General features: G+C 68.2%; 13 protein-coding genes and 1 tRNA gene. 1 reads left to right on the plus strand and 13 read right to left on the minus strand.

The genetic code is table 11. The features are described 5' to 3' along the window. Positions 1 to 40: 40 nt before the first annotated feature. The 6 genes from JLDANKMP_RS17095 to rph form a co-directional block, all read right to left on the minus strand. Complete coding sequence (locus tag JLDANKMP_RS17095; protein ID WP_005410894.1) at positions 41 to 415, minus strand: PilZ domain-containing protein; 375 nt, start codon at positions 413 to 415, stop codon at positions 41 to 43. Further along, positions 412 to 2,691 (minus strand): DUF1631 family protein, encoded by a 2,280-nt coding sequence (locus JLDANKMP_RS17100; RefSeq protein ID WP_212561710.1) that lies wholly within the window; start codon positions 2,689 to 2,691, stop codon positions 412 to 414. The genes JLDANKMP_RS17095 and JLDANKMP_RS17100 overlap by 4 nt, the downstream gene beginning before the upstream one ends. 202 nt (positions 2,692 to 2,893) lie before the next feature. Then, on the minus strand, positions 2,894 to 4,120 hold the full coding sequence (gene hemW / locus JLDANKMP_RS17105; protein WP_033834955.1) for a radical SAM family heme chaperone HemW: 1,227 nt from the start codon (positions 4,118 to 4,120) through the stop codon (positions 2,894 to 2,896). Positions 4,121 to 4,176: 56 nt separating this feature from the next. Further along, a complete protein-coding gene (rdgB, locus tag JLDANKMP_RS17110; RefSeq protein ID WP_005410891.1) occupies positions 4,177 to 4,773 on the minus strand; it encodes an RdgB/HAM1 family non-canonical purine NTP pyrophosphatase in 597 nt (198 codons plus the stop codon). Beyond that, the gene (locus JLDANKMP_RS17115; protein ID WP_005414366.1) at positions 4,770 to 5,159 is read right to left on the minus strand and encodes a VOC family protein; all 390 of its coding nucleotides are present in this window, start codon (positions 5,157 to 5,159) and stop codon (positions 4,770 to 4,772) included. The genes rdgB and JLDANKMP_RS17115 overlap by 4 nt, the downstream gene beginning before the upstream one ends. Then, entirely contained in the window at positions 5,156 to 5,881 is a 726-nt protein-coding gene (rph, locus tag JLDANKMP_RS17120; RefSeq protein ID WP_005410889.1) for a ribonuclease PH, read from the minus strand. Before rph ends, JLDANKMP_RS17115 begins: the two co-directional genes overlap by 4 nt. Positions 5,882 to 6,005: 124 nt before the next feature. Between rph and JLDANKMP_RS17125 the strand changes: the two genes are divergently transcribed. Beyond that, positions 6,006 to 6,866 (plus strand): YicC/YloC family endoribonuclease, encoded by an 861-nt coding sequence (locus tag JLDANKMP_RS17125; protein ID WP_019661992.1) that lies wholly within the window; start codon positions 6,006 to 6,008, stop codon positions 6,864 to 6,866. 82 nt (positions 6,867 to 6,948) lie between these two features. On the opposite strand, the gene JLDANKMP_RS17130 is transcribed toward JLDANKMP_RS17125, so the two are convergent. The 7 genes from JLDANKMP_RS17130 to fdhE form a co-directional block, all read right to left on the minus strand. Continuing rightward, entirely contained in the window at positions 6,949 to 7,545 is a 597-nt protein-coding gene (locus JLDANKMP_RS17130) for a nucleotidyl transferase AbiEii/AbiGii toxin family protein (RefSeq protein ID WP_012481161.1), read from the minus strand. Continuing rightward, on the minus strand, positions 7,542 to 8,033 hold the full coding sequence (locus JLDANKMP_RS17135) for a helix-turn-helix domain-containing protein (protein WP_212561711.1): 492 nt from the start codon (positions 8,031 to 8,033) through the stop codon (positions 7,542 to 7,544). The genes JLDANKMP_RS17130 and JLDANKMP_RS17135 overlap by 4 nt, the downstream gene beginning before the upstream one ends. Positions 8,034 to 8,103: 70 nt before the next feature. Continuing rightward, the gene (gene selD / locus JLDANKMP_RS17140; protein WP_212561712.1) at positions 8,104 to 9,183 is read right to left on the minus strand and encodes a selenide, water dikinase SelD; all 1,080 of its coding nucleotides are present in this window, start codon (positions 9,181 to 9,183) and stop codon (positions 8,104 to 8,106) included. Between the two features lie 26 nt (positions 9,184 to 9,209). Further along, a tRNA-Sec gene (locus tag JLDANKMP_RS17145) sits at positions 9,210 to 9,305 on the minus strand. Between the two features lie 24 nt (positions 9,306 to 9,329). Continuing rightward, the gene (gene selB, locus JLDANKMP_RS17150) at positions 9,330 to 11,261 is read right to left on the minus strand and encodes a selenocysteine-specific translation elongation factor (protein ID WP_212561713.1); all 1,932 of its coding nucleotides are present in this window, start codon (positions 11,259 to 11,261) and stop codon (positions 9,330 to 9,332) included. Then, positions 11,258 to 12,682, minus strand: coding sequence for an L-seryl-tRNA(Sec) selenium transferase (gene selA, locus JLDANKMP_RS17155; RefSeq protein ID WP_212561714.1), 1,425 nt, complete (start codon positions 12,680 to 12,682; stop codon positions 11,258 to 11,260). The genes selB and selA overlap by 4 nt, the downstream gene beginning before the upstream one ends. Positions 12,683 to 12,686: 4 nt before the next feature. After that, positions 12,687 to 13,670 carry a formate dehydrogenase accessory protein FdhE gene (fdhE, locus tag JLDANKMP_RS17160; protein ID WP_212561715.1) on the minus strand — a complete coding sequence of 328 codons (984 nt, stop codon included), beginning with the start codon at positions 13,668 to 13,670 and terminating at the stop codon, positions 12,687 to 12,689.

Genomic DNA, 13,670 nt, shown 5'->3' on the forward strand with positions numbered 1-13,670 from the left:
TGCCGCATACCGCGAAAAACCGCTGTGCCGGAACCGGCACTCAGGCCGTCGAAACCGGTCCCTCGTCGCTGTCCTCGCCCACCCACTGCCGCAGCAGCTGCCGATGTTCGCGCGACAGGGTCAGGAAGCGGAAGCCGGTCCAGCTCTGCCCGGGAACGTGTGCGGGCTCGCTCCACAGCAGATGCACGCCTACGTCGATGGCCTGCTGGCGGCCATCACCCAATGGCAAGGGAAAGCGCAGCTGGTACAGCGCATCCTCGCGCAGCGGCATGCTGGCCAGCATCAGCATGCCAGTTTCGGAGACATTGCCGAGGCGCCCGACCACGCACTCGCGCATCTGGTCGGTAACCGGCACCAGGTCCGAGACCTGGCGGCGCGGCGCGCGGCGGGTGTCCTGCGGCGGTACGGCTTTCATGCGGGGGTCTCCTGTGCGCGAGCCGTGGCCAGTGCGCGCAGCGCACCGAGGCTGGCTTCCCAGGCACGGTCGACCAGCCGGCCCTTGTCTTCGGTGACCAGCTGCGCGCGCCCGGCACTGATCTGCCGTGCCAGCGCATCCAGGTCGGTATCGGTGATCTTCTGCCCGCGCGCATTGACGAACAACGCGTGGCCGGTCAGCAGGCTGTACCAGGACAGGCGCTGGCGGCGCATCGTGCCATCGCCCGTGTCGATGTCGAACCAACTGCCGAACGGCAGGCTGGACAGCTGTTGGTAGGCGGCTTCTTCGGCGCTGCTGCGCGGCGTGGCAGGTGCGGCGCCGCTGTTCGTGCCGGCGTGCTCGCCCAGGCGCGCACGTGCCTTGAGGCGTGCGCTGAGCTCGGTACGCGAGGTGCTTTCATCCTCGCCGCCGGGCGTGGCCAGCCTGCGCGCGACAGCGGCGGCTTCCTCGGCGTGGTAGCCGACCTGCAGCAATGCGGCCTCCACGTCCGCTGCCAGTGCGGTATCGGTGCCGCTGGGGGCGTCGATGGCCTGCGCGGTGATGGCAGCGATGCGCTCGGTCTGTTGCAGGCGCTCCTGCCATTGCGGTGAATCGTCGCCATGGCGCAGGCGGGTGAGGGTCAGTGCATCGGCCCAGGCCTGGCGCAGCAAGGTCTGCACGAAACGCGGTGGCGACCGGGTGTCGCAGCACTGGTCGATCTGTGCGGTGGCCTGGCGACGGGCCAGTTCCAATCGTTCCTTGCCGCGCGCGGCTTCCACATGGCGGCGCTCGGCCAGTTCGGCACGATGGGCCGCCGCGCGCTGGTGCTGCTGCACGTCTTCACTGGCGGCGGCAAAGGCTTCCGGCGCACGCGCATCCTGCCCCAGCAGGCCCTGCACGCTCTGCGCCATGCGCTGCAGCAGCTGCGGGTCGACATCCTCATCGCCCAGCCAGTTGGCGCCGACTTCGGCGATCTGATTGAGCAGCTCACGCGCGGGGTGTTCGTCGCGCACGAAGAAGCCCGGATCGGCCATGGCGGCGCGTGCCAGGGGTACCTGCAGGCGGGCCAGCAGCGCGGCCGGCACTGGATCGGGACGCTGCTGCTGCTGCACCTGCTGCATCAGCATGCGCAGCAGGTCGAGGTTGTCCCGGTCGTGACTGCCCAGCTGGGCCTGCGCACCATGCTCGCTGCGCAGCTGCGCGACAACGGCAGCCTGCAGGTCGGCCACACCGGTTGCCGCACTGGACTGGGCCTGCAGGCGCGCGAGTACCGCGTCGACTGCCGCGCTGGGCACCGCGCCGCTGTCCGCCGGGGCAGGGCTGCCGTGCCGCGCCTGCTGCAGCAGTTCATGCAGTGCACTGCCGGTGGAGGTGGTCACGCCCGGCGTGGCGGGGCCGCCTGCGCCGCCCTCGTGGAAGGCGTCCTGTACCAGGCTGGACCAGGAGCCGGCCGGTGCCGAACCGTTCCAGCCGGTCAGGGGGGCTGCGGGGCGCTTGGCCGGCTGCGTGGTGCGGCCGCCCCCCACCGACTGGGTGATGATCCGCCGCGTGCTCGACGAGCGTGCCAGGTAGGGGGTGTAGACCAGTCCCGGCAGTACACCGGACTGGGCCAGCAGGGCATTGGCACGGTCAAGGATATCGCCCAGCCGTTCCAGCACCTGCCGTTCGAAACTGCGATACAGCGCCAGCTGTACCTCGACGCTCAGCGCGTCCTGTTCGGCAATCCGGCGCACCATCGCGCACAGTGCCTGCGGTGCCAGCGGCAGGGTGTCGGCCTCGAAGGCCGGCGCCGCCGCCAGTACGCCCAGGCGTTGGCCCAGCAGGTTCAGTGTGTTGGTTGAACGCAGGGTTTCGCGCCGCACCATCTCGGTCAGCAGCAGGTCGCGATCCACTTCGTGCTCATCAACCAGCGACAGCCCGAGCATGCCCGGCAGCGCTGGCGGCCCAGCACTGGTACTGACACCGCTGACCGGTTCGCGCAACCGCGCGAGGGCGTCGGCCACGGCATCGAGCATGCGATCGGCGAAATGGCCGGCGAAGGCGTGCAGCTGTCCACGCTGGGCCATCAGCTCGGCCTGCTGCTGCGGATTGCGTGCGCGGTCGGCGTCGTGCAGCAGGGTCTGCTCCAGCGCCTCGACGGTCAGGATCAGGGGCGCCGCCAGCGTCTGCCGGCACAGGCCGATCAGCGCGCCCAGCAGCTCACGTACCCGCGGTGGCAGATCGCTGGCGGCCAGGCGGTTCTTGTCGGCAGGAGTGATGGAAAAGACAGCTGACATCGGCAGGCGGTACCCGGATTCCCGCGGATCGATCTGGTGAATCTACCGTGTCGGCCGATGTCGGCGCTACTTTAGGCTGAACGTGAATCGCATCCGCCGGGCCTGGCCCGTCCGATGAACGGTAGTGCCGGCCGCTGGCCGGCAGATACGTCTTCACCGGATTGCCGGCCAGCGGCCGGCAGGACCCTCTGTCAGGCGAGGATCAATCTTCCAGGAACAGGCTCACCACATCGTTGGTGAAGCGGCGGCCCAGCTCGGTCGGCTGCACATGGCCATCGGTCATGTCCAGCCAGCCGCGCTGCACGGCCTCGGCCAGGGGAGCGTCCAGCACGCTGCGCGGCAGCCCCGTGCGCGACTCGAAATCGCGCAGGCCGAAACCTTCGTGCAGGCGCAGCAGGTTGAGCATGTATTCGAACGGCAGGCGCTCCGGCGCGATCACATCGTCGCCGCCGAACGAGGCGGGCGTGCCGGCGCTGTCCAGGTAGGCCTGCGGGTGCTTCAGCTTCCAACGCCGCAGCACATGCTCCTCGGCGCCGGAACTGATCTTGCCGTGCGCGCCGGCACCGATGCCCAGGTAATCGCCGAAGCGCCAGTAGTTCAGGTTGTGCGCGCTCTGCCGGCCGGGGCGCGCATAGGCGCTGACCTCGTACTGGCCGAAACCGGCCTGTGCCAGCAATGCCTGGCAGTGTTCCTGCATGTCCCAGGCGTTGTCTTCATCGGGAATGCCCTGCGGCGGCCGCGCGAAGAACACCGTGTTCGGTTCCAGGGTCAGCTGGTAGTGCGAGATATGCGCCGGCTGCAGCGCGAACGCGCGTTCCAGATCGGCCTCGGCGCCGGCCAGGGTCTGTTCCGGCAGCGCGTACATCAGGTCGATGTTGAAGTTGTCGTAGCCCGCATCCTGCGCCATCTTCACCGCGCGCTCGGCTTCGCCACTATCGTGGATGCGGCCCAGGCGCTTGAGCATCGCATCGTCGAAACTCTGGATGCCGAAGCTGAGTCGGTTCACGCCGGCCGCGCGATAGCGGTCAAAGCGGCCATGTTCGGCGGTTCCCGGGTTGGTTTCCAGGGTGATTTCGGCATTGGGCGCGAAACGCAGGCGTGCGCTGGCCTGTTGCAGGAAGCGGTCGATTGCCTCCGGCGGGAACAGGCTGGGCGTGCCGCCACCGAAGAACACGCTGTGCACCACCCGGCCCCAGACCAGCGGCAGGTCCTGGTCGAGGTCGCGCAGCAGTGCGTCGATGTAGGCGTCGAACGGCAGCTCGCCCTTGGCCTGGTGCGAATTGAAATCGCAGTACGGGCATTTGCGCACGCACCACGGCAGGTGCACGTACAACGACAGCGGTGGCGGCACCAGCCGCGGCGGGTTGTCGTGGTCGGCGGAGCAGGCTTCGCCGGGCAGGTGGTTGCAGTGGTCGTGGGCGTGCGGCATGGGCTTCTTCGGTAGTGCCGGCCGCTGGCCGGCTTCCCTGGGTCGATCGGGTAGCGTCAGTACAGCGTCGCCAGCTGCTGCTTGAGCTGCTGCAGGGCAATGGCGCGGTGGCTGATGGCGTTTTTCAGCGCCGGCTCCATTTCCGCGGCGGTCAGGCCGTGGGTGGTGTCCAGGAATACCGGGTTGTAGCCGAAACCATTGGTGCCACGCAGTTCGCGGATGATCTGCCCTTCCCAGCGGCCTTCGCAGATCAGCGGCTGCGGGTCGGTGGCGTGGCGCAGCAACACGATCACCGCATAGAAGCGGGCGCTGCGCTGGCCATCGGGAATGTCGGCCATCGCGTCCAGCAGCTTGGCATTGTTGGCCGCAGCATTGGTCGGGTGGCCGGCATAGCGTGCGCTGTACAGGCCCGGCGCACCGCCGAGGGCATCGACGATCAGGCCCGAATCATCGGCCAGCGCCGGCAGGCCGGTCGCTTCGCAGGCCGCGCGCGCCTTCAGCAGCGCGTTCTCGACGAAGGTCAGGCCGGTCTCTTCCACATCGCCCAGCCCCAGTTCGGCGGCCGAGGTGATCTGCAGCGGCAGATCGGCAAGGATCTCCTGCATCTCCACCAGCTTGCCGGCGTTGTGGCTGGCCAGTACCAGTTTCTTCATTGACGGGGCTCCAGCAGGTCCCAGGTGTTGCCATACAGATCGCGGAACACCGCAACCGTTGCATAGGGTTCTTCGCGCGGCGCTTCCAGGAACTCGACGCCGGCGGCGACCATCGCCGCGTGGTCGCGGCGGAAGTCGTCGGTGTTGAGGAAGAAGCCGACGCGGCCGCCGGTCTGGTTGCCGATGCGGCTGCGCTGCTCCTCGTCGCTGGCGCGGGCCAGCAGCAGGGCGGCGGCGCTGCCGTCGGTCGGGCCGACCACCACCCAGCGCTTGTGGCCCTGGTCGATGTCCTCCAACAGTGCGAAGCCGAGCTTGCCGGTGTACCAGGCAATGGCTTCGTCATAGTCGGCCACCACCAGGGTGGTCAGGGCGATGCGGCGGTTCATGCCGACAGCGCCGCCTGCTGTGCGGCCAGCAGTTCGCCCACGCCCTTTTCGGCCAGGCCCAGCAGCGCATCCAGTTCATCGCGACGGAAGGCGTGGCCTTCGGCGGTGCCCTGCAGCTCGATGAAGCCGCCACCGTCGTTCATCACCACGTTCATGTCGGTGTCGCAGTCGCTGTCTTCGGCGTAGTCCAGGTCCAGCACCGGGGTGCCGCGGTACACGCCTACCGATACGGCGGCCACTGCGCCCAGGATCGGGTTGCGCTTGATGTCGCCACGCTTCATCAGCACGTTCACCGCATCGACCAGCGCCACGTAGGCGCCGGTGATGGCGGCCGTGCGGGTGCCACCGTCGGCCTGCAGCACGTCGCAGTCGAGGGTGATGGTGCGCTCGCCCAGCGCGTTGCGATCCACACAGGCGCGCAGGCTGCGGCCGATCAGTCGCTGGATCTCCAGGGTGCGGCCACCCTGCTTGCCACGGGCCGCTTCACGGTCGCTGCGGGTGTGGGTGGCGCGTGGCAGCATGCCGTACTCGGCGGTGACCCAGCCTTCGCCCTTGCCGCGCAGGAAGCCCGGCACGCGGTTCTCGACGCTGGCGGTGCACAGCACACGGGTTTCACCGAAGCACACCAGCACCGAACCTTCGGCGTGGCGGGTGAAGCCGCGTTGGATGACGACCGGGCGGAGCTGGTCGGGCTGGCGGCCGCTGGGGCGGGAATCGGACATGGTGCGGGTTCCGTAATGGCAAGGGAGTACGCCGCCACGCCCGCGGCCTTCACGGGGCGGGCAAGGGGGCTCTGGTGAGGGCGCTAGGGTACCATTCCCCCTTTGCACGCACCGGACACAATCCATGATTCGAAGCATGACCGCCTATGCCGGCGGCGAGCGGGTCACCCCGTGGGGCACGCTGGGCTGCGAGCTGCGCTCGGTCAACCACCGCTTCCTGGAGGTCGGCACCCGCCTGCCCGAGGAACTGCGGGCGCTCGAACCGCAGCTGCGCGAGCGCATCGCCGCGCGCCTGAGCCGCGGCAAGCTGGATCTGGTGATGCGCCTGCGCGCGCCGGAAGCCGCCGCCAACCTGCAGGTGGACGAGGCCCTGCTGGGCCAGCTGGGCCGCCTGGCGCACCGCCTGACCTCCGATTTCCCCAATCTGCAGGTCAGCTTCACCGACCTGCTGCAGCTGCCGGGCGTGACCCGTGGCGAGGCCACCGATGCCGCGGCCCTGCAGGTCGAGGCGCTGGCGCTGCTGGACCAGGTGCTGGATGGCTTCGTCGAGGCCCGTGAGCGCGAAGGCGGCAAGTTGTCTGCGGCCATCAGCGAGCGTGTGGACGGCATCGAGCGCATCGCCACCGAAGTGCGCACCTTGATTCCGGCCATTCGCGACGGCCAGCGCGCCAAGCTGGCCGCCCGTCTGGCTGACCTGCCGCACCCGGTCGACCCCGGCCGCGCCGAGCAGGAGCTGGTGCTGTGGCTGCAGAAGCTGGACGTGGATGAAGAGCTGGACCGCCTTGGCAGCCATATCGTCGAGATTCGTCGCGTGCTCAAGCAGCGCGAGCCGGTCGGCCGCCGCCTGGACTTCCTGCTGCAGGAGTTCAACCGCGAAGCCAACACGCTGGGCTCGAAGTCGGTGGACAGCCGGACGTCCAATGCCGCGGTGGAGCTGAAGGTGCTGATCGACCAGATCCGCGAACAGGTTCAGAACATCGAGTGATGTTCTGCGCAATCGCCTGGGAGGATCACAGTCCTTCCAGGTAGTCCGCAGCTATCGCGACGCAGTGGTCGAAGTCTGGCGTTTAGTCCAGCGTGTCGATGGCCTTGAACGCAATCTTCAATGTCGGATGGGGATTGCGGATCTGATCAAGAAACGTTGATCGATGGCGGACCAGTGCGTCTGCTGCGGCCGCCAGCGCGTCCGGCTCGCGTTCGATGACCAGCGCAAGATCGAACAGGTCTCGGGCCGTTGTTCTATGCCCGCGATGGAACATTTTCTTGGCGATGATTTCCGCCGACGTTTCCACGCGTATGCGCCGGCCATCGATCGTCCATTCCTCCCAGGCGTCATCGAGAAGATTGGGAGCTGCGACGAAATCCACCTCGCCTTCCTCGAACTGCAGCTTGACCCATGCGCTGGGATCTTCGCTGTAGTCGCCGGTAAGGCTCGCGGCCACATCGCTCAAGCGGGGAGTGACGAAGCCCAGGTACTGTGGGTTCGGCACGAAGATGTCGATGTCCTTGCTGAGCCGGTGCCGATGTCGAAACATCAGTACCGTTCCGCCACCCAACGTCCAGAACGGATCGGTGATGCCGCCGTGGCGCCGGATCTCCCCGATGAGGACAAGCGCCCGGGGTAGCAGCGCCTGCCAGGCGCCGGCCGGCAATTCGCGGTTCACATCCACAGGTCCTTGCGGTGAGCAGAAAGTGTGTTGGCCATCTTCGCCACGTTGCGCCAGATGCGTCGTGGTGGCATCTGCGCGCCGATTGCAGCTTCCTCGACCGCCATCACCATCATGGCGGGAGGGGCTTCATCCAGCAGGTGCGCCATCTGCGCCGCGTAGGTGGCAGGAACTTCCCCGCTGACCAGTACGCGGGCCAGCTCGCCCGCAGTCAATTCGCTTGCGTAGCTCACGTTCGCGGTTCGCGCGGCCATTTTCAGGCCTTGCTTGCGCAGCCGTTTTTCGGTGGTGGGTGCCGGAACATCCAGACCGAGCACGGCCATCAGCTGTCCCACGCGATTGACGCCCAGATCACTAAGGGTGCCCCCTTCCAGGCCGACCACGGTCTGCCGGGAAAGGCTGCTGAGATGAGCCAGTTGGCCTTGCGACAGGCCAAGCTGCTCACGGCGGGTACCAACCGCCTTGCCGATGTCGATCAGGTTCATGGCTTTAGTGTCCAATATTTTGGACATGATTCAAGTGCCCGGAAGTGGCACGTTGGCAAACCTTCACGTCTCAAACCACGCTGACGCCCGGCGCTCCTTCGCTCAAACGCCCGACCACGGCTGCCTGGCCGAACCCCGCGTCGTGGAAGCAGGCCAGCACCGCGTCCGCCGCTTCCGGGGCGCACGACACCAGCAGGCCGCCGCTGGTCTGAGGGTCGGTCAGCAGCGGCTGCCAATGGGCGGCCAAGCCCTCGGCGAAGCGCACCTCGGCGCCATACGAGGCCCAGTTGCGGTGGGAAGCGCCGGTCACGCAGCCACGCTGCAGCAGCTCCAGCGCCTGCGGCAGCAGCGGCACCTGTGCACTGTCCACCTCGGCAGCGACACCACTGGCGCGGCACACTTCCAGCAGGTGGCCGAGCAGGCCGAAGCCGGTGACGTCGGTCATGGCATGCACACCGTCCAGGGCGGCCAGCGGCACGCCCACGGTGTTCAGGCGGGTGGTCGACGCGATCATCTGCTGGTAGCCGTCCGCCTCGAGCACTTCCTTCTTCAGCGCCGACGAATACACGCCCACGCCCAACGGCTTGCCCAGCACCAGCACGTCGCCGGCGCGGGCATCGGCATTGCGCTTGAGTCGTTGCGGGTCGAGCACGCCGATCGCGGCCAGGCCGTAGATGGGTTCCACCGAATCGATGCTGTGGCCACCAGCGACCACGATGCCAGCATCGGCGCAGGCGCGTTCGCCACCCTGCAGGATGCCGCGGATCGTGTCCTGCGGCAGCGTATTGATCGGCATGCCGACGATGGCCAGTGCGAACAATGGCCGCGCGCCCATCGCGTACAGGTCCGACAACGCGTTGGTGGCGGCGATGCGGCCGAAGTCGAACGGGTCGTCGACGATGGGCATGAAGAAATCGGTGGTGGCGACGATTGCCTGGCGATCATCGAGGCGGTACACCGCGGCGTCGTCGCTGGTCTGGCGCCCGACGAGAAGCTCAGCCGGAGCGGGAAGCGCTGGAACGCCACGCAGCAGTTCGCTCAGCACGCCCGGCGCGATCTTGCAGCCGCAGCCGCCGCCATGCGCGAGAGAGGTCAGTCGTTGCGGGGCATCGGCCGTTGAAGAGGCGGGGGACTGCGCGTGCGTGGCCATGCCGACATCTCCTGCGGGAACGCAAATGGCGGAAGGCAGCAGGAGTCGAACCTACCAGGGAACGATCGACGCCCCCTACTGGGTTTGAAGCCCAGCCGCATGCCCGGATGCGCATGCCTTCCGAAAGTACGGCGGTACCGGTGGGCTCAGTCGCGGGCTGCGTTCCACTGCAGGTCGCCGCGCGGCCGATGCTGGTCACCGACGCGTCGAGTGTAGCCAACGCGATTGAAGAACTCCAAGATCTGGATGCTGCGTTTGCGGCCCAGGCCGATGGCATCGCGGAACGTGGCCGCATCCACCGTGCCGCTGGCCTGTGACAGCTGCGCGACGATCGCGGCGAGTTCCGCAATGCGTGCGGGTGCATAGAACAGGTCCGGCACCACCTGGAACAGCTCGCCACGTGCGGTGGCGCGGCGCAGGACGGCGCGGACTTCGTCTTCGGCCAGGCCGATCTCGGCAGCAAGGGTGCGCACCCACGGCGGATCGAAGCCACCGGCGTGCAGTTGCGGCAGCACGCGTTCCAGCAGCAGACGCTCGCGTTCCGGTGGCGCATGGTCATGCCCGGGCAGGCGCCACCAGGCACCCACGCGTTGCACGCTGCCGTCGTCCAGCAGTTCCTGCAGCAGCGCATTCCAGAGGCTCGCTGCAAGCGCGGGCAGGGTGCTGCGCTGCAGGCGGCCGCTGTCGACACCGGGTTCGTCCGGGCGTCGCTCATGCCATTCACGCAGTGAGGCGATCACCTGCTCGCGCAATGCCTGCCAGTGCGACACAAGGATGACTACCGTGTCTTCGCGGGTGACGATGCGTCGCGTGTCTGCAGGAAGATCGATCCGGTCGGCGGCGCGCCGGCAGTAGCGCTGCAGCGCGGCCATGGCAACGCCGAAGGGCGCCTGCTGCAACAGTGGGCCGATTCCCGCACCCGCGGCCAGTTGCTCCAGTGCTCCCAGCCATGCGAGCCGTGCAGGACTGCGCCGGCGCCGCTGTGGCGGGTCCGGATCGAGCACGAGGCCGCCGCCCAGCGTGTGGGTGGCCGCTGAATCGCGGGCAATGAAGCGATCGCCACACATCGCACAGACCGGAGCATCGAACACCAGCTGCACCAACTGCCCATCACCGTGGTCATGGTCCTCCAGCAGCACCACATGGGCCTGCCGGTGCATCGTGCCCCAGTGGATATGCAGCGGTGCCCAGTCGCGCAACGGTGCGGCCAACGCGGACAGCCGCAACCGCACATCAACGCGGGTGGTGGCCAGCAGTGCGCGTGCGTCGGCGATCCAGTCACCGCGGCGGATGTCGTCACGGGCGATGGCCGCCAGGTTCAGCGCGCAGCGCTGCCCGGCCATCGCGTGGTCACTGGCCTGGTTCTGCGCGTGGATGCTGCGTATGCGCACTTCAGTGGCGGCCGGCATCAGCTGCAGATGCTCACCCACCGCGGCGATGCCGCCGTGCACAGCGCCGGTCACCAGCGTGCCGTGGCCGGCCAGCGAGAACACGCGGTCCACCGGCATGCGGAACAGCTCGCTGCGCAGTTCGGCCTGGCGCGTGCTGGCGTCGTCCGCCGCCCACGCGTGCAGCTGGGTACGCAGCGCGTTGATGCCAGCATCGTCGGGTGCGGTGCTGTTGCAGGTGAACACAGGGGAATCCTGCAGCGGCGTGCCGGCCAGCAGGGCAGCGACCTCGATCTCGACCCGGGCCAGGCGCGCCGCATCCACACGGTCGATTTTGGTGAGCGCCACCGCACCCCGGTTCACGCCCAGCAGCTGCAGGATGGCCAGATGCTCGCGGGTCTGTGGCATCACGCCGTCGTCGGCAGCGATGACCAGCAGGGCGACGTCGATACCCGTGGCGCCGGCCACCATCGTGTGCACGAAGCGCTCATGGCCCGGCACGTCAACGAAACCCAGGGTCGCGGCCGGGCCTTCGACGTCCCGGCTTTCCACCGGGACATAGGCGTAGCCCAGTTCGATGGAAATACCACGCGTACGCTCTTCCTGCAGGCGATCGGTTTCGATGCCGGTCAGTGCGCGTACCAGGCTTGTTTTGCCATGGTCGATATGCCCGGCGGTGCCGACGATCATGCCTGCAGCGTGCTCCATTGGGCGAGGAAGGTCGCTTCGTCGGCCGGTTCCAGGCAGCGCAGGTCCAGCCACAGCGCGCCATCGGCGATATGGCCCAGCACGGGGCGCGGCAGCTGACGCAAGCGCTTGGCCAGGCGATCCAGTCCGCCACGGCGCGCGCTGGTAATGCGCAGTCCGGCGCTGGCCAGCTGCGCCTGTGGCTGGGCGCCGCTGCCGATCTGGCTGTGCATCGATGCCCGTTCAAGACCGTAGTCGGCCGCCAGCGCGGAACGCATCGGCTGCAGCAGGCGCTGGGCCTGCGCATCAATGTCATCCTGCGTGCGCGAGAGCGTGCGCAGTGTCGGCAGCCGCTGTGCCAGCAGCTCGGGTTCGCGGTACAGGGCCAGCACCGCTTCCAGTGCGGCCAGGCCCATCTTGTCCATGCGCAGTGCCCGCTTCAGCGGGTTGCGGTTGATCCGCGCGATCAGGTCCGCGCGACCGGCGATGATGCCGGCCTGCGGGCCACCCAGCAGCTTGTCGCCGCTGAACGAAACCAGATCGGCGCCGTCCGCCAGTGTTTCCTGCACGGTAGGCTCGTGCGGCAGGCCGAACGTGGCCAGATCGCACAGGCTGCCACTGCCCAGGTCCACCACCAGCGGCAGGCCGTGTTCGTGCGCGATCGTGGCCATCGCCGCCGTGTCGACCTTGGCAGTGAATCCGCTGATCGCGTAGTTGCTGGCATGCACCTCCATCAGCAGCGCTGTGCGCGCGCCGATGGCGTTGGTGAAGTCGGCCGGATGGGTGCGGTTGGTGGTACCCACTTCCAGCAGCCGCGCGCCCGCGCTGCGCATCACATCCGGGATGCGGAAGGCGCCGCCGATCTCAACCAGCTCGCCGCGCGACACCACCACGTCGCGGCGGTTGGCCAGGCTGTTGAGCAGCAACAGGACCGCTGCCGCATTGTTGTTGACCACGGTGGCGGCTTCGGCACCGGTCAGCTCGCAGATCAGTGCCTGTACCCGCGCATCGCGGTCGCCGCGACGGCCACGGATGACGTCGAACTCCAGATCGACCGGCGCGGTCATCGCGCGGGTGACTGCCTGCACCGCGGCCTCGGGCAGCAATGCGCGACCCAGGTTGGTATGCAGTACGGTGCCGGTCAGGTTGAACATCGGTTGCAGGTCCAGCCGTGCATCGGCTGCCAGTGCGGCCTCGACCGCTGCCACCAGCGCCGGGCCGTCGACCGCTTCCTGCAGCTGCGCGGTCGACAACTGGCTGGCGCTTACACGCTCACGCAGCACCTGCAGGTGCGAACGCAGCAGCTGGGTGATGCGGCTTCGACCGTGGCCTTCGATCAGTGGCGCCAGTGCAGGCAGGCGCAGCACCCGGTCCAGCGAGGGCAGGGTGGCGGCCGATGCCGGGGCGGGGGGCATGGCTGTCATCGCCTCAATCGCCGTCGGATTGCCACAGCAGAGGATTCTGGCTGGCACGCGCATAGCCTTCCTCGGCCAGCAGCAGATCCAGCGCCAGCGTGCCGAGGTCATCGGCCACCGGCTCAAGTGACGGGTCCTTTTCCAGATACAGGATCTTGCGGTAGCTGTGGCAGTGGTCGCAGGTCTCGGCACGCACCGCGCTCTCGCGCACCGCCTCGCCGCTGTCGCCGTCCACATCGGCCAGGGCGCGATAGGCGATGTCCTTGCCGGCGGCACCACACTGGCTGCACTGCACGCGCACGTAGTGCCACTGGCAGGCGCACAGCGAGCACGACAGGTAACGGTAGGACGCATAGGGTGGCCGCGCCTGCACCACGCTGGTCACCGGCAACGTGCCGCACAGCGGGCACAGCCCTGGCGCATCAGCCAGCGGCTTCAGGTCGGTAGGGCGGAAGCTGGCTGCGAGCACCGCCCAGTAAACCTGCAGTGCGTTCATCACCAGCAGCGCAGCGACCGCATCCACCGACGGCGCGTCATCGCGCTCCAGCACCGCGTGCGCCTGCGCATCCAGCCAGGCGTCGTCGGCCGCGGCGACGCGTTGCAGCTCCTGCCGGGTTTCCACCGGCAGCCCGGCTTCGTCGGCACAGTGCTGGCACAGCGTGCGCAGCCAGTCGCGCCAGCATCCATCCAGCTGAAGCGTGTTGGCCGGCCGCAACGGCATGCCGGCACCGGCCGCCGCTCTCGACTGCTGCGCACGCGCCTGCGACTGCAGCGCCTCGCGCTGCTGCGGTGTCAGTTCATCCAGCAGCGCCTGCTGTGCATCGGCCAACGCCGCCAGCAGCTGCAGGTAACCGCCGATGGCACTGTGCGCGGCCAGTCTGCGCAGGCGCGTCGCGCGCTCAGCAAACAGGGACGTGACATCGGGCAGGATGATGCGCGGGACATCGCGCGATGCGAGCGTCTCGATCTCACCGGGTTCAAGGATGCGTTGCGCCAT

This window comes from Stenotrophomonas sp. PE591 (assembly GCF_018320795.1).
Taxonomy (GTDB): Bacteria; Pseudomonadota; Gammaproteobacteria; order Xanthomonadales; family Xanthomonadaceae; genus Stenotrophomonas; species Stenotrophomonas maltophilia.